Source organism: Jejuia spongiicola, from assembly GCF_023502325.1.
Classification (GTDB): Bacteria; Bacteroidota; Bacteroidia; order Flavobacteriales; family Flavobacteriaceae; genus Wocania_A; species Wocania_A spongiicola.
Genome location: NZ_JAMFLZ010000004.1, coordinates 243,128 through 258,671, shown reverse-complemented (window position 1 = coordinate 258,671; position 15,544 = coordinate 243,128). Strand labels below are relative to the sequence as shown.

14 protein-coding genes are annotated in these 15,544 nt (G+C 32.2%); 10 read left to right on the top strand and 4 right to left on the bottom strand.

Annotated elements, in window-relative coordinates; genetic code table 11:
• Position 1: 1 nt before the first annotated feature.
• The 4 genes from M3P09_RS10905 to M3P09_RS10890 are packed head-to-tail and all read right to left on the bottom strand — an operon-like array spanning position 2 to position 4,393.
• Complete coding sequence (locus M3P09_RS10905) at positions 2-1,015, bottom strand: TRAP transporter substrate-binding protein (RefSeq protein ID WP_249973148.1); 1,014 nt, start codon at positions 1,013-1,015, stop codon at positions 2-4.
• A complete protein-coding gene (gene uxaC / locus M3P09_RS10900) occupies positions 987-2,396 on the bottom strand; it encodes a glucuronate isomerase (RefSeq protein WP_249973147.1) in 1,410 nt (469 codons plus the stop codon). The genes M3P09_RS10905 and uxaC overlap by 29 nt, the downstream gene beginning before the upstream one ends.
• Positions 2,396-3,556 carry a mannonate dehydratase gene (gene uxuA, locus M3P09_RS10895; protein WP_249973146.1) on the bottom strand — a complete coding sequence of 387 codons (1,161 nt, stop codon included), beginning with the start codon at positions 3,554-3,556 and terminating at the stop codon, positions 2,396-2,398. The genes uxaC and uxuA overlap by 1 nt, the downstream gene beginning before the upstream one ends.
• A gap of 18 nt (positions 3,557-3,574) precedes the next feature.
• Entirely contained in the window at positions 3,575-4,393 is an 819-nt protein-coding gene (locus M3P09_RS10890) for an SDR family oxidoreductase (RefSeq protein ID WP_249973145.1), read from the bottom strand.
• Between the two features lie 162 nt (positions 4,394-4,555).
• Here M3P09_RS10890 and M3P09_RS10885 point away from each other — a divergent pair, with 162 nt between their 5' ends.
• From M3P09_RS10885 to M3P09_RS10840, 10 genes are all read left to right on the top strand, one after another.
• Positions 4,556-5,632 (top strand): substrate-binding domain-containing protein, encoded by a 1,077-nt coding sequence (locus tag M3P09_RS10885; RefSeq protein ID WP_249973144.1) that lies wholly within the window; start codon positions 4,556-4,558, stop codon positions 5,630-5,632.
• A gap of 210 nt (positions 5,633-5,842) precedes the next feature.
• Positions 5,843-7,435, top strand: coding sequence for an NADP-dependent glyceraldehyde-3-phosphate dehydrogenase (locus tag M3P09_RS10880; protein ID WP_249973143.1), 1,593 nt, complete (start codon positions 5,843-5,845; stop codon positions 7,433-7,435).
• A gap of 504 nt (positions 7,436-7,939) precedes the next feature.
• Complete coding sequence (locus M3P09_RS10875; RefSeq protein ID WP_249973142.1) at positions 7,940-8,563, top strand: GNAT family N-acetyltransferase; 624 nt, start codon at positions 7,940-7,942, stop codon at positions 8,561-8,563.
• The gene (locus M3P09_RS10870) at positions 8,560-9,735 is read left to right on the top strand and encodes an argininosuccinate synthase (protein ID WP_249973141.1); all 1,176 of its coding nucleotides are present in this window, start codon (positions 8,560-8,562) and stop codon (positions 9,733-9,735) included. Before M3P09_RS10875 ends, M3P09_RS10870 begins: the two co-directional genes overlap by 4 nt.
• 3 nt (positions 9,736-9,738) lie before the next feature.
• A complete protein-coding gene (gene argC, locus M3P09_RS10865) occupies positions 9,739-10,716 on the top strand; it encodes an N-acetyl-gamma-glutamyl-phosphate reductase (RefSeq protein WP_249973140.1) in 978 nt (325 codons plus the stop codon).
• A 101-nt stretch (positions 10,717-10,817) separates the two neighbouring features.
• Positions 10,818-11,618 carry a pyrroline-5-carboxylate reductase gene (gene proC / locus M3P09_RS10860; protein ID WP_099563578.1) on the top strand — a complete coding sequence of 267 codons (801 nt, stop codon included), beginning with the start codon at positions 10,818-10,820 and terminating at the stop codon, positions 11,616-11,618.
• Positions 11,615-12,742 (top strand): aspartate aminotransferase family protein, encoded by a 1,128-nt coding sequence (locus M3P09_RS10855; protein ID WP_249973139.1) that lies wholly within the window; start codon positions 11,615-11,617, stop codon positions 12,740-12,742. The genes proC and M3P09_RS10855 overlap by 4 nt, the downstream gene beginning before the upstream one ends.
• Complete coding sequence (locus tag M3P09_RS10850; RefSeq protein WP_249973138.1) at positions 12,739-13,680, top strand: N-acetylornithine carbamoyltransferase; 942 nt, start codon at positions 12,739-12,741, stop codon at positions 13,678-13,680. The genes M3P09_RS10855 and M3P09_RS10850 overlap by 4 nt, the downstream gene beginning before the upstream one ends.
• The gene (argB, locus tag M3P09_RS10845) at positions 13,677-14,453 is read left to right on the top strand and encodes an acetylglutamate kinase (RefSeq protein WP_099563577.1); all 777 of its coding nucleotides are present in this window, start codon (positions 13,677-13,679) and stop codon (positions 14,451-14,453) included. The genes M3P09_RS10850 and argB overlap by 4 nt, the downstream gene beginning before the upstream one ends.
• Positions 14,453-15,523 (top strand): M20 family metallo-hydrolase, encoded by a 1,071-nt coding sequence (locus M3P09_RS10840; RefSeq protein ID WP_249973137.1) that lies wholly within the window; start codon positions 14,453-14,455, stop codon positions 15,521-15,523. Before argB ends, M3P09_RS10840 begins: the two co-directional genes overlap by 1 nt.
• The last annotated feature ends 21 nt before the right edge of the window (positions 15,524-15,544 follow it).

Below are 15,544 nucleotides of genomic sequence, written 5' to 3'. Positions count from 1 at the left end.
ACTACTCATTTTTAATTTGGTTTACAATTGTTTCCATATCTGGATATTTATTCACAAATTCTTCTAAAACTGACTTTGATTTTTTGGCAAATAGAGATTTATCGGGAATAATTATTTCCACCCCTGCTTCTTTTGCAATTCTCATCGACTCATCAACAGAGTCGCTCCAAAACTTCTTTTGTGCTTGAGCCGACTCATCTGCTGCTTGTTGTACCCAAATTTTTTCCTTATCAGATAATTTATCCCAAAATTTAGTTCCAATTAAAAGTACATCAGGTACTGCAGAGTGCTGATCTAGGGTATAGTATTTACTTATTTCGTAATGATTAGAAGTAACAAAAGAAGGCGGGTTGTTTTCTGCGCCATCCACAACACCCTGCTGAATGGCAGTATAAAGTTCTCCGTATGCTAAAGGCGTAGCCGAACCGCCCATAGCATTTACCATATTAATAGCCATTTGGTTATTCATTACTCTAATTTTTAATCCTCTTAAATCATCAGGAGTCCTAATGGGTTTACTACTAGTATAAAAACTTCTGCTACCAGCATCATAATAGCAAAGCCCGCGCAGCCAAAACTTACTCCCTTTTTCTAATATAGATTTACCAATGGCTCCTTCTAAAATCTCAAATCGATGATTCTTATCTCTAAACAAATAAGGAATTCCTAAAATATGGTATTCGGGCACAAAATTGGACAAAGTTGCTGCACTTACCTTAGTAGCTGCAACACTACCTATTTGCAGTAATTCTAATACCTCTCTTTCAGAGCCTAATTGTCCATCAGGGAAAATCTTAACTTTTAATGTACCTCCTGATTTGTTCTCTAATGCCTTTTGAAACTCTAAAATGCCTTTATGCACAGGATGTGATTGTGGCAAACTATGTCCTAAATAAAGCACTTTAGCACCATCTTCTTTTTTACAAGATATAATTAGTAAAAAAAAGATAATAACTAGTGGTAGTTTGTTTTTAAGCATGTTTTTTCTACTTAAAGTTAAAATAATTGACTGCATTATAATAACAAATATCTTGTATCATTTTTCCTGTAAATGGAATATCATTTGGAACTAAGCCTTTGTTGATATCTTCTGCCATTAAATTGCATAAAATTCTTCTGAAATACTCATGCCTTGGAAAAGACAGAAAACTACGGCTATCTGTTAACATGCCTATAAATCGACTTAAAAGCCCCATATTTGAAAGCGTGTTTATTTGCTTTTCCATACCATCTTTTTGATCTAAAAACCACCAGCCTGATCCCCATTGCATTTTCCCTGGTATTCCTGCTTCACTATAATTACCCATCATTGTTGCAAATACTTCATTTTGAGATGGATTTAAATTATAAGTAATAGTTTTACTCAAGCATTTTTCTGAATCTAACAAATTAAATAGTTTTGACATAGACTCTGCTTGACTAAAATCTCCAATAGAATCACACCCAACATCTTTTCCTACTTCCTTTAGTAGCCGGCTATTATTATTTCGTAAAGCTCCTAAATGAAATTGTTGTACCCAGCCTTTGCTGTGATACATTTTACACAGCTTATATAAAATACATGAAGCATATATGTTTGCTTCATGCTTTGTAATTTCATCACCATTCAATCGTTTTTTTAATACAACGTTTGCTTCTTCCTCGGTGAAATTATAAGCAAATATTTGCTCCAAACCATAATCTGATAAGCGACAACCATGCTCATTAAAATAATCTACTCTACTTTGTATTGCATCTAATAAGTCTTCTAAATTCTTAATAGAGAAACCAACACAAGCCTCTATTTTCTCTAGGTAACTTATAAATGTAACGCTTTCAATTAATAGTAGAGAATCTGGTCTAAAAGTGGGTAATACTTTGGTAAAAGTATTTTTTTTAGCAATGGTTTGATGATGTTTTAAATCATCTGCTGGATCATCGGTAGTACAAGCTACTTTCACATTCATCTGTTCTAATAACTTAGTTGGTGTTTTATTTTCTAAAACACCATTTACTTTCCCATAAATAGTTGCAGCTGTACTTGGTTGTAATATATCATCAATATTAAAATATCTCTTTAATTCCAATTGTGTCCAATGAAATAGAGGATTTCTTAATGTGTAAGGCACAGTTTCTGCCCATTTATTAAACTTTTCTTCTTTTGAAGCTCCTCCAGTAATATATTTTTCTTCAACACCATTTGCTCTCATTGCTCGCCATTTGTAATGATCATCATTCAACCAAACATCTGTTATGTTTTCAATAGGCAAATCTTCAGCTATCTGTCTTGGAGACAAGTGGTTGTGATAATCAATTATAGGCATGTTCTTTGCATAATCATGGTACAAAATTATAGCCTCTTTTGAGTTGAGCAGAAAATTATCTGTAATAAATGTTTCTGAATTTATTTGATTCATCAGCTTAAACTTTTAGATATCCCTAATGCTAAACCTCGTAATTCAGCCAATCCCCTTAACCTGCCAATGACTGAATACCCTGGTATAGTTTCTTTTTGTAAATCATCCAACATTTGATGACCATGATCTGGTCGCATAGGAATAGATATCCCTTTTTCCTTTTCAATTTTTAAGATTGCTTTTACAATTTCATACATATCTGATGAGCCTTCCAAATGATTGTCTTCATAAAAACTACCATCATTTTCACGCTTTACATTACGGAGGTGAAGAAAATGAATTCGGTCTTTAAACTTTTCTATCATTTTTGGCAAATTATTTTTAGGATTAGCTCCTAATGATCCCGTACAAAATGTAATTCCATTAGAAACACTATCTATACAATTTACTAAATATTCCAGGTCATCTTCATTTTTTATAATTCTTGGTAACCCCATAATATCAAAAGGAGGATCGTCTGGGTGTATTGCCATTTTAATGCCATTTGCTTCTGCAACAGGAATTACTTCGTTTAAAAAAAATGATAGGTTACTTTTTAAATCTTCGTGTGTAACACCTTTATATTGAGCAATCATTTCTTTAAAAACAGGTATGGTTAAGTCATCTACTGTTCCAGGCAAACCTTTTAAGATACTATCTTCTAATTGTTTTTTTTCATGTACTGACATGCTTAAAAACTTTGAATTAGCCAATTCTAAAACGTCTTTAGTATATGATTTTTCAGCACCTTCTAATTTCATAATATAACATTCAAAAATAGCCATGTAAACTTTATCAAATCTTAATGCTGTACTTTTATCTTTGAGTTCCCAATAAAGGTGAGTTCGTGTCCAGTCAAGAACTGGCATAAAATTATAGCACACATTTTTAATCCCACATTTAGCAACATTAATTAAACTTTGTTTATAATTTTGAATACGAATTAGGTAATCACCTTTACGTAGTTTTATATTTTCGTGGATTGGAATACTCTCAATAAATGTCCATTCTAAGCCTGCATTTAATATGGTGTTTTTAATCTTTTGAATTTCATCTATCTCCCAAACTTCTCCATTTCTAATATGGTGCAATGCAGTAACTACTCCTGTTGCTCCTGCTTGCTTAATATCTGATAACGTAACCAAATCTGTTTCACCATACCACCTAAAAGTTTCTTTCATACTGGAAATATAAATTAATTAAACGCCACTAAAAGCACTAAAACCTCCATCAACTGGAATTACAGTTCCTGTAATAAATTTAGAAGCATCACTGCATAATAATTGTATAATACCATTTAACTCATCAGCGTTTCCAAATCTTTTCATTGGTGTATTATTAATTATTGTTTGTCCTCTTTGGGTATATGACCCGTCTGAGTTGGTTAACAATTCTCTATTTTGATTGCCTATAAAAAACCCTGGTGCAATAGCATTTACTCTAATATTACCTCCAAACTTTGTTGCCAATTCTACAGCCATCCATCGTGTAAAGTTTTCCATAGCTGCTTTAGATGCTGAATACCCAACTACTCTTGTAATAGCTCTATCTACTGCCATTGAAGAATAATTTATAATAACACCTTCTTTTTGATTTGCCATTACTTTACCAAACACCAAAGATGGTAATACAGTACCGTTAAGATTTAAATCTGTAACTTTTTGAAAATCTTCCATTGAAAGATCAAAAATAGTTTGGTGTTCTCCTATAGTTGCCCCAGACATATTACCTCCAGCAGCATTTATTAAGACATCAACTTTACCGTAATGTGCTATTATTTTATTTTTTACATCGTTCAAAGATTTCTCGGATAGTATATTTGTTTCTAAACCTAAAGCAGAGTTTGGACTAAAACTGTTTAGTTCATTAGCTTTTTTTAGGGCTTTTGAAAGATCTCTACCCAGAACAACTACTTTTGCTCCTAACTCTACTAAGTTTCTGGCTGCACAGCCTCCCAACACACCAGTACCACCAGTAATTACAATTATTTTATTCTCTATATCAAAAAGATTGTTCATTTATTTTTAATCTTGGTTCGTATCAGAACACGAAATATACAAAATTCTACGTGTGCGAACACGAAAATATAAATATTATTAAATACTATCACTATTATGTATTAAATATTATTACTATTTTGCTTCAAATTAACTAACTATAAAATAAGACTTTTTTAGAACATGATTACAATTAAAGATGTTGCAAAATTGGCAAATGTTTCAGAAGGAACAGTCGATAGAGTCTTACATAACAGAGGAGGAGTTTCATTAAAAACAGAAAAATTAATTAAAGAAATTCTTAAAAAGCATAACTATACAGTAAACCCTATAGCCAGAGCTCTTTCTATAAAGAATAAATTTAGTTTATATACATTAATGCCTAATCATGATAAAACAAATTTATTCTGGAAATCTCCATTATTAGGCGTACTAAAGGCAAGCCAAGAAGTTCGTGCATATGGCGTAGAGGTAACTAACTATACTTTTGATCAATTTAAGCCTTCTTCATATTTAAATGAGTTTAAAACTTTAATAAAGTCAAAACCGCATGCTGTTTTAATAGCTCCTACATTTATTAAAGAAACTAAAGAAATTGTTAATGAATTAGAGAAATTAGACATTCCGTATGCATTCTTGAACATTGATTTAGAGGGATTTAAAAACATTTTATTTGTAGGCCAAAACTCTTATGCAGCAGGTTATGTTGCGGGTAAGTTAATGCATTTAAGCTGCCCTGACCAATCTTCTATATTAGTAATACAAACTAGACTAAATATTAATAACTATTATGCTTTTTCTAAAAGAATTGAAGGTTTTAACGATTACTTTACTAAAAATGACATTAAGGTAAATATTATAAACTTAAATTTTGACAACCTAAAAGACTTAAAAGAAGTTGGCAAAAATTTAAACTCTTTATTAAAAAAAGAAAAGTCTATTAAAGGAGTTTTTGTTCCTTCTAGTCGGATTTCTATAATAGTAAATTGTATAGATGAACCGCTAATGAATAATCTTAACTTAATTGGCTTTGACAACACAGAACCTAATATAAAATGCTTACAAGAAAACAAAGTTTCATTTTTAATTTCTCAAAAGCCTTTTGATCAAGGCTATGAATCTATTCATTTAATGACTGATTTTTTAATCAAAAATAAAACACCAATTAAAAAAATATATTCTCCAATTGATATTTTGACAAAAGAAAATGTAATATATAATGAAAGGGATAAATCAATGTTTGAAAGCGATTCTATTTAGAGTTACACAAAAAAATATCATATAGAACATATTACTTACAGAATCTTAACATTAAAATTAACAGCCGAAAACGTTTGAGTCATAAATATTTTACGCTGATGTAATTAAAGCGTTAAGAATATGATATTTCTTCCAACAAACTCATATTTTTAAAAGTGCTAAAGCTTAAATATAAATATATTAGCTATAGCTTAAAACTATTTTTTAGATATGAAAACGACTTTTTTAGAAATTCCAGAATCCTATAAAATCGATTCCCTTTTACATCAAAAAACCTATTTAGTTAATGGGGAGTTAAAACAATGGAAAGGTGATTCGGCAGAAGTATATTCTACTATTTCTTCTACTGAAAAATATAAACCAACACTTTTAGGAAGTATTCCTCAGTTAGGCGAAAAAGAAGCTTTAGAAGCACTTAATTCTGCAACATCAGCTTATGATAACGGAAAAGGTTTATGGCCAACAATGAAAGTTGCTGACAGAATAGCTTGTATGGAGGTTTTTGTAGAACAAATGAAAACTAAACGAGAGGAAGTTGTAAAGCTTTTAATGTGGGAAATTGGTAAAAATCTTCCTGATTCTGAAAAAGAATTTGATAGAACCGTAGATTATATTTACGATACTATTGAAGCTTATAAACAAATAGATAGAGATTCTGCAAAGTTTGAAAAAAACTCAGGTGTTTATGCTCACATTCGTAGAGGGCCTCTAGGTGTAGTTTTATGCTTAGGACCGTACAACTACCCACTAAATGAAACATTTACGTTATTAATCCCTGCATTAATTATGGGAAACCCTGTAATATTTAAACCTGCAAAACTTGGGGTTTTACTAATATCACCATTATTGGATGCATTTCAAAGTAGTTTTCCAGAAGGTGTAGTAAATATTGTTTATGGAAGAGGTCGTGTTTTAGCAACCCCTATTATGCAATCAGGAAAAATAGATGTATTAGCATTAATAGGAAATAGTAAATCTGCTAATGCTTTACAAGCTCAACACCCAAAAGGAAACAGATTAAGAATGGTGTTAGGTTTAGAAGCAAAAAATCCAGCAATTGTTTTACCTGATGCCGATTTAGATTTAGCTGTAGAAGAGTGTATAGCTGGTTCGTTATCGTTTAATGGACAACGTTGTACGGCACTAAAAGTTATTTATGTTCATGAATCTGTAGTCGAGGAATTTAATAGACGTTTTGCCTTTAAAGTAGATCAGATTAAATTTGGAAATCCTTGGGAGGCAGGAGCCAAATTAACACCTCTTCCTGAAGAAGACAAGCCAGCATATATTCAAGAACTAATTGATGATGCTAAAGAAAAAGGCGCAAATGTTATAAATAAAAAAGGAGGCGAAACGTCTGAAAATTATATTTTCCCTGCAGTTTTATACCCTGTAACTAAAGATATGCGAGTTTTTAAAGAAGAGCAATTTGGACCAGTGGTTCCAATTGTTTCTTTCTCAGATATTGAAGAACCTTTAGATGATATGGCAGAATCTGATTACGGGCAGCAAGTAAGTCTGTTTGGAAAAAATATAAATACTTTATCTCCTTTAATTGATACTTTAGTAAATTTAGTTTGTAGAGTAAACTTAAACAGTTCTTGCCAACGAGGTCCAGATGTATACCCATTTACTGGAAGAAAAGATTCAGCATTTGGAACATTAAGCGTTCATGATGCGCTTCGTTCATTTTCTATAAGAACTTTCGTAGCCTCAAAAGACAACGATTATAACAATGCCATTTTGAATGAATTATTAGAGAAAAAATCATCTAACTTCATAAGTACTGATTATATATTATAGTCTTTTGTAAAAATGATATTTTAAATATTGCCTCTTACAAATGAAGAATTAAAAGCAAAATGGGTATTTTAAATAAAATTTCATAATTATTTTCAAAAAATGGTAAAACCATGGTTGTTACTAAAATTTAATTTATAGTTTTACACCAATGAATTCACAGAAAAATAAAATACGTACGTTTTCTCCCGGTTTGCGCTTGCGCAACCGCCGTCGCTAATTCTTCTATTTAGCTATTATAATCGTCACGTTTAATTTTATTTTTTTATCATGTTTATATCATATTTTACTTTACAACTTCAAACAATTATTATTTCTTTAAATAATAGAAGTTTAGCACGTCGCATTTTCCCGCGTCGCCCGTAAGGGTATCTAATAAATCATTGAACTTAGGTGAGTCCAGTTCAGCTTTTCAAAATCAATATTTCAAAACAAAAAAACAATAAAATCTAGATAATGAAATCGTAAGATTGCATTAAACCTTAGAAAAACAATAAGAAGTAACTAATGAAAATCATTATTGCTGATAAATCACATAGTATATACGCCAAAGACATTTGCGATACTATTGCAGATTCTGCAAATGTTAGAGGTACTGGTATTGCCAGACGTACTCCAGAATACGTCATTACTAAAATGAAAAATGGTAATGCGGTAATAGCTTTAGACGGAGACTCTTTTGCAGGTTTTTGCTACATAGAAGCTTGGGGACATGGTAAGTTTGTTGCCAACTCTGGGTTAATTGTACACCCAAATTACAGAGGAAAAGGTTTAGCTAAACAGATTAAAAAGAAAATTTTTGAACACTCAAGAAACAAGTTCCCAAACTCTAAAGTGTTTAGTATTACTACAGGTTTAGCCGTTATGAAAATGAATAGTGATTTAGGTTACAAACCTGTTACATTTTCAGAATTAACAGACGATCAATCCTTTTGGAATGGTTGTCAAACCTGTAAAAACTATGATGTTTTACAAAGAACAAACCAATCTATGTGTCTGTGTACAGGAATGCTGTTCGACCCTAATAAAAAAGAAGGGTCAAAAATACACAAGCATAATTACGATAAAAAAGTTTGGACAAGGTTAAAAAATATAAAACAGAGCATGTTTTTTAAAAAGAATAAAAAATGAAAAAATTAGTTATCGCCTATAGTGGCGGATTAGATACTTCTTACTGTGCCGTAAGCTTATCAAAAGAATACGAAGTACATGCGGTAAGTGTGAATACAGGTGGATTTACCAAGGACGAAATTAATACCATAGAAAGTAACGCCTATAAAATGGGTGTTGCAACTTATAAAAATATAGATGCCGTGTCTTCTTTTTATCAAAAAGTAGTTAAGTATTTAATTTTTGGGAATGTGTTAAAAAATAACACTTACCCATTATCAGTAAGTGCAGAACGTATAATTCAAGCTATTGAAATTGTAGAATATGCTAAAAGCATAGATGCCAAATATATTGCGCACGGTAGCACAGGAGCAGGTAACGACCAAGTGCGTTTTGATATGATTTTTCAAACCTTAGCGCCTGAAATTAACATTATAACGCCGATTAGAGATCAAAAATTAACCAGACAAGAGGAGATTGATTACTTAAAAAGTAATGGCATTGATATCTCTTGGGAAAAAGCAAAATACTCTGTAAACAAAGGTCTTTGGGGAACTAGTGTTGGTGGTGAAGAAACTTTAACATCCGAAAAGCCATTACCAGAGCATGCATACCCATCACAGCTAGAAAAAAAGGTAGAAGAAAAAGTTAGTTTAACCTTTAAAAAAGGCGAGTTAGTTGCTCTAAATGGAAAAGAAAATGTTCCAGAAAAAAATATCGAATTGTTAAACGATGTTGCTTCAGCTTATGCCATTGGAAGAGACATCCATGTGGGTGATACTATTGTGGGTATAAAAGGGCGTGTTGGTTTTGAAGCTGCAGCTGCCTTAATTACAGTTAAAGCACATCATTTATTAGAAAAACACACACTTACTAAATGGCAATTACAGCACAAAGATTACTTATCTAGTTTTTACGGAATGCATTTACATGAGGGTCAGTATTTAGATCCTGTAATGCGAAACATGGAAGCCTTTTTACAAAGTAGTCAAGAACATGTTTCGGGAGATGTTATAGTTACATTAAAACCATACCATTTCTCTTTAGACGGAATAATTTCTGAACATGATTTAATGAGCGCAAAGTTTGGAAGTTATGGTGAAGAAAACAAAGCATGGACTGCCGATGATGCTAAAGGGTTTATCAAAATTCTAGGAAATCAAAATAAAATATATCAACAAGTAAATTCGTAAGTTATGATTCAAGTTGGAATAATAGGAGGTGCAGGTTATACTGCAGGAGAACTAGTTAGATTGTTGATAAATCACAAAAAAGTTCAAATCAATTTTGTTTTTAGCACCTCGAATGCTGGCAATAAAATTAGTGATATCCACCAAGATTTAGAAGGAAGTTTAGACATACAATTTACTGATACTGTTAACCCAAATGTAGACGTATTGTTTTTATGCTTGGGGCATGGGAATTCGGTGAAGTTTTTAGAAAACAATAACTTTTCAGAGCATACAAAAATTATAGACTTAGGAAACGATTTCAGATTGGAATCTGACAAGATTTTTGATAAAAAAACCTTCGTTTATGGCTTACCAGAGTTACAAAAAGCGGCCATAACACAAGCAAAACATATAGCAAATCCGGGATGTTTTGCAACAGCAATTCAGTTAGGTTTACTGCCGTTAGCTGCTAATGGATTATTAAAAAACGATGTACACATTAATGCCGTAACTGGTGCTACAGGAGCAGGAACATCATTATCAAAAACCACACATTTTACATGGCGCGATAATAATTTTTCTTATTACAAACCGTTTACACATCAGCATTTAGGAGAAATTAATCAATCGGTAAAACAGCTGCAAAACAATTTTTCGTCAGAGATTATTTTTATGCCAAATAGAGGAGATTTTTCTAGAGGTATTTTTGCAACCCTTTACACCTATTTTGATGGCAGTTTAGAAGAGGCAAAATCTATTTACAAAAGGTATTATAAAGATGCTGCTTATACCTTTGTTTCTGATAATCAATTGCACTTAAAACAAGTAGTAAATACTAATAAATGTTTAATTCATTTACATAAACACAATAATAAATTATTGATTACAAGTTGCATAGACAATCTATTAAAAGGGGCTTCAGGTCAAGCTATTCAAAACATGAATTTAATGTTTGGATTTGAAGAAACTGAAGGCATTCAACTAAAAGCAAATTTCTTTTAATAGATATATTTTTTATTTCCGCGAAGGTGGAAATCTAATCAACATAAAGTTAAAATTAAAAGATTTCCTCCTTTGAGGGAATGACAAAAAAGGATTTAAAAATGAAAATAGCTATTATAGGAACGGGGAATTTAGGTAAATCGATTGCTAAAGGTTTAATAACAAGCAATGCCATTACATCTTTGTATTTAACCAAAAGGAATTTAGATTCTATTCAAGAATTTGAAGGGTATAAAAATGTTTTTTTAACCACGGATAATAATGAAGCGGTTAAACAATCAGATATCATCATTTTTGCTGTACAACCAGCACATTTTGAAACTATTTTAAACGATATTAAACCTTTATTAAATGAAAAACATGTTTTAATTTCTACTATTACAGGGTTCTCAATCTCTAAAATGGAGGGTGTTGTTGGTCTAGACCAATTCATTATCAGGGCAATGCCAAATACAGCCATTGCTGTAGGAAAATCGATGACTTGTTTATGTAGTAACAAAAAAGGAACTGAACGTATTAAAATTGCCGAAGCTATTTTTAACCGCTTAGGAACTTCTATTTCTATTCCAGAAAATCAAATGCAAGCGGCAACCGTAGTTTGCGCAAGTGGTATTGCGTTTTGGATGCGATTAATAAGGGCAACTACTCAAGCTGCTATTCAATTAGGTTTCGAAGCAAACGAAGCACAAGAATTGGCCATGCATACTTGCGAAGGAGCAGCCAATTTATTAATTACTACTGGTAATCATCCTGAACAAGAAATAGATAAAGTAACTACGCCTAAGGGTTGTACTATTGAAGGTTTAAACCAAATGGAACATCAAGGTTTGAGCTCATCTTTAATCCAAGGTATGGTAGCATCTTTTAATAAAATCAACACTATAAAAACCGAACAATTATGAGTCTATTTGATGTATATCCCTTGTTTGACATTACGCCTGTTAAAGCAAAAGACGTTTATGTTTACGACAAAAATGGTGTTGAGTATTTAGATCTTTACGGTGGACATGCTGTTATTTCTATTGGACACTCTCATCCTGAATACGTGTGTTCGTTAAGCAACCAGCTAAACAACATTGGATTTTATAGCAACTCTATCCAAAACCCATTGCAAGTCGAATTAGCAAAAGAAATAGAAAGTCTTTCGGGATGTAAAGATTACCAATTGTTTTTGTGTAATTCTGGAGCAGAAGCTAATGAAAATGCATTAAAATTAGCGTCGTTTCATACAGGTAAAACAAAAGTTATTGCTTTTAAAAATGGTTTTCATGGAAGAACATCAGCAGCAGTTGCAGCAACAGATAATACTAAAATTATAGCCCCAATAAACGCACAACAAGAGGTTGAACTTTTTGAATTAGGTGATTTAGAAGGTGTTAAAAAGGCCCTATCTAAAAACGATGTTTGTGCTATAATTATAGAAACCATTCAAGGCATTGGTGGTTTAGATGAAGTTACTACAGAATTCTTAAAAGGTTTAGAAAGTTTATCAACTCAATATAATACACTTTTAATTGCTGATGAAATTCAATGTGGATTTGGAAGAACTGGCGATTTCTTTGCATATCAGAAACATGGTATTACACCAGATATTATTTCAATGGCAAAAGGTATGGGTAATGGGTTTCCAATTGGAGGCATTTTAATTCACCCAAGTATAAAAGCGTCGTACGGATTATTAGGAACAACCTTTGGCGGAAATCATTTAGCATGTGCAGCTTCATTAGCCGTTTTAAAAGTGATGCGATGTCAAAACTTAATGACAAACGCCAAAATTGTTTCAGAATATTTTATTAAAAAAGCAAAAACAGTTCCTCAGATAAAAACTGTAAAAGGAAGAGGTTTAATGCTAGGATTAGAATTTGATTCATCAATTACCGCGATGCGTAAAAACCTCATTTTCAACCATCATGTATTTACAGGAAGTGCTAAAAACCCCAACTTACTAAGAATCCTTCCTCCTTTAACGCTTCAAAAAAAGCATGTCGATGTGTTTTTTGAGGCTTTAAAAAAAGAGTTAAAATGAAAAAATATACCAACATATCAGATATTAAGAATTTCTCTAAAGCCATTCAAGAGGCTCTTCATTTGAAAAAAAATCCGTTAGAGTTTTCAGAATTAGGAAAAAACAAAACATTAGGATTGCTCTTTTTTAATTCGAGTTTGCGTACGCGGTTAAGCACTCAAAAAGCAGCTTTAAACTTAGGAATGAATCCTATTGTAATGAATGTCTCTGGAGATGCTTGGGGTATTGAGTTTGAAGATGGTACTGTAATGAATACTAGTACAGCCGAACATATTAAAGAAGCCGCAGCTGTAGTCTCTCAATATTGCGATATTATTGCAGTTAGAGCCTTCCCTACGTTAACAGATAAAGCTAAAGATGAAAGTGAGCAGGTACTAAGTTCTTTTGTAAAATATGCTTCTGTACCTATTGTAAATATGGAAAGCGCAACGGCACACCCGTTACAGGGGTTCACCGATGCTATAACTATTACTGAGCACAAAAAAGTAAATAAGCCAAAAGTGGTATTAAGTTGGGCTCCACATGTTAAAGCATTACCACATGCTGTGGCAAATAGCTTTATTCATGCCATGCAAAGTATGGATGTTGATTTTGTAATTACACATCCCGAAGGGTATGATTTAAATCCTAAAATAATTGGCAACACTCCAGTTATATATAATCAAGGAGAAGCTTTAAAAGATGCCGACTTTGTGTACACTAAAAACTGGAGTGCTTATAACGATTACGGAAAAGTACTAAATACAAATACAAATTGGACAATAACTAAAGAAAAATTAGGAGCGGCAAAATTTATGCATTGTTTACCCGTACGACGAAATGTAGTAGTAGAAGATGCTGTTTTAGACAGTAATAGCTCCATAGTAATTGAGCAAGCCAACAACAGAACTTTTGCGGCACAATGGGTGCTAAAAAAAATATTAGAAGATTTAAAATGAAAACACTAAAAGTTATTAAAATAGGTGGAAATATTATTGACGACGAACAAGTATTAAATCACTTTCTTGAAAGGTTTTCAAAAATTGAAGGTCCTAAAATTTTAGTGCATGGTGGGGGAAAACTAGCAACGAAGCTAGCTAATAAAATGGGTGTTGAAGTAAAAATGACCAATGGGAGGCGTATTACAGATGCTGATACTTTAGATATTATTACCATGGTTTATGCAGGTAAAATCAATAAAAATATTATCGCAAAACTACAAACAAAACAATGCAATGCCATTGGTTTTTCTGGAGCAGATGGAAATACCATAGTATCAGAAAGGCGTCCTATAAAAGATGTCGATTTTGGTTTTGTGGGTGATGTCCTAAAGGTTAATACTAACACGCTTGAAGTGCTTTTAAATGCTGGAGTAACTCCTGTATTTTGTGCTATAACGCATGATGAAAACGGGCAACTTTTAAACACAAACGCAGATACAATTGCATCAGAATTAGCCATCGGTTTTGCCAATATTTTTAAAACTGAATTATATTATTGTTTTGAAAAAAATGGTGTGTTACAGAATGTAAGTGATGACAATTCGGTTATTGAACATATTAATTCTGAAAATTATAAAGCATTAATAAATGATGGAATTATTGCAGATGGTATGCTACCAAAACTTAACAACTGCTTTCATGCCATTAACCATAATGTAGATAAAGTATGTATTGGCAAACCAGAAATGCTTTTTAAATCAAATATAAAATATACCACAATTCAAGGGTAATGAAAACACAACAAGAATTAACAGAAGAAGCAATTGCTATACTAAAAAAGCTCATTGAAACACAATCTTTTTCATCTGAAGAGGAACATACAGCAGTGATTTTAGAAACTTGGTTAGCTACCAATAATATTGATTATACGCGTACAAAAAATAATGTTTGGGCAGTCAATAAGTATTTTGATGAAAATAAGCCCTCCTTATTGCTTAATTCGCATCACGATACAGTAAAGCCTAATAATGGTTACACTAAAGACCCTTTTAAAGCCATTATAGAAGACGGCAAATTATATGGTTTAGGCAGTAATGATGCTGGTGGTTGCTTGGTATCTTTAATTGCAACATTTACTTATTTTTACGAAAAAGAAGATTTAAAATATAATTTGGTCTTAGTAGCTTCTGCTGAAGAAGAAAGTAGTGGGCCAAATGGGTTAAATAGCATGCTATCAGTAATTCCCAAAATAAACGTAGCTATTGTTGGTGAACCTACCTTAATGCATTTAGCAGTGGCTGAAAAAGGATTGGTTGTTTTTGATGCTGAAGTACATGGAACTCCTAGTCATGCAGCACATCCAAATGATAATAATGCTATTTACAATGTTATTGAAGTACTAAAATGGTTTAAAGACTTTAAGTTCAATAAAATATCGGAAGTACTGGGTGAGGTAAAAATGACAGTTACCCAAATTAACGCTGGAAAGCAACATAATGCTGTACCTGCTGATGTAAAACTGGTTATAGATGTTCGAGTAAATGATAAATATACCAATCAAGAAATAGCCGATTTATTAGTATCCAATGCGCCGTGTGATACTATTGAAGCCAGAAGTTTACGATTAAACTCGTCATCGATTCCAATTGAACACGAATTAGTAAAAGCAGGAATAACTATGGGTAGAGAAACTTATGGATCTCCAACCTTATCAGACCAAGCGGTATTGACTTGCCCTTCGCTAAAATTAGGCCCAGGTGATAGTACGCGCTCTCACACTGCAGATGAATTTATTTATGTAAACGAAATAGAAGAAGGGATTAGGATTTATATTGAATTGTTAAACAAAGTGATAGTTTAAACAAATCAACGTACAAACAAA

What these genes read in the sequence shown, in the direction of transcription:
- M3P09_RS10905 (WP_249973148.1), bottom strand. Translation starts at nt 1,015, where the DNA reads ATGCAGTCAATTATTTTAACTTTAAGTAGAAAAAACATGCTTAAAAAC.
- uxaC (WP_249973147.1), bottom strand. Translation starts at nt 2,396, where the DNA reads ATGAATCAAATAAATTCAGAAACATTTATTACAGATAATTTTCTGCTC.
- uxuA (WP_249973146.1), bottom strand. Translation starts at nt 3,556, where the DNA reads ATGAAAGAAACTTTTAGGTGGTATGGTGAAACAGATTTGGTTACGTTA.
- M3P09_RS10890 (WP_249973145.1), bottom strand. Translation starts at nt 4,393, where the DNA reads ATGAACAATCTTTTTGATATAGAGAATAAAATAATTGTAATTACTGGT.
- M3P09_RS10885 (WP_249973144.1), top strand. Translation starts at nt 4,556, where the DNA reads ATGATTACAATTAAAGATGTTGCAAAATTGGCAAATGTTTCAGAAGGA.
- M3P09_RS10880 (WP_249973143.1), top strand. Translation starts at nt 5,843, where the DNA reads ATGAAAACGACTTTTTTAGAAATTCCAGAATCCTATAAAATCGATTCC.
- M3P09_RS10875 (WP_249973142.1), top strand. Translation starts at nt 7,940, where the DNA reads ATGAAAATCATTATTGCTGATAAATCACATAGTATATACGCCAAAGAC.
- M3P09_RS10870 (WP_249973141.1), top strand. Translation starts at nt 8,560, where the DNA reads ATGAAAAAATTAGTTATCGCCTATAGTGGCGGATTAGATACTTCTTAC.
- argC (WP_249973140.1), top strand. Translation starts at nt 9,739, where the DNA reads ATGATTCAAGTTGGAATAATAGGAGGTGCAGGTTATACTGCAGGAGAA.
- proC (WP_099563578.1), top strand. Translation starts at nt 10,818, where the DNA reads ATGAAAATAGCTATTATAGGAACGGGGAATTTAGGTAAATCGATTGCT.
- M3P09_RS10855 (WP_249973139.1), top strand. Translation starts at nt 11,615, where the DNA reads ATGAGTCTATTTGATGTATATCCCTTGTTTGACATTACGCCTGTTAAA.
- M3P09_RS10850 (WP_249973138.1), top strand. Translation starts at nt 12,739, where the DNA reads ATGAAAAAATATACCAACATATCAGATATTAAGAATTTCTCTAAAGCC.
- argB (WP_099563577.1), top strand. Translation starts at nt 13,677, where the DNA reads ATGAAAACACTAAAAGTTATTAAAATAGGTGGAAATATTATTGACGAC.
- M3P09_RS10840 (WP_249973137.1), top strand. Translation starts at nt 14,453, where the DNA reads ATGAAAACACAACAAGAATTAACAGAAGAAGCAATTGCTATACTAAAA.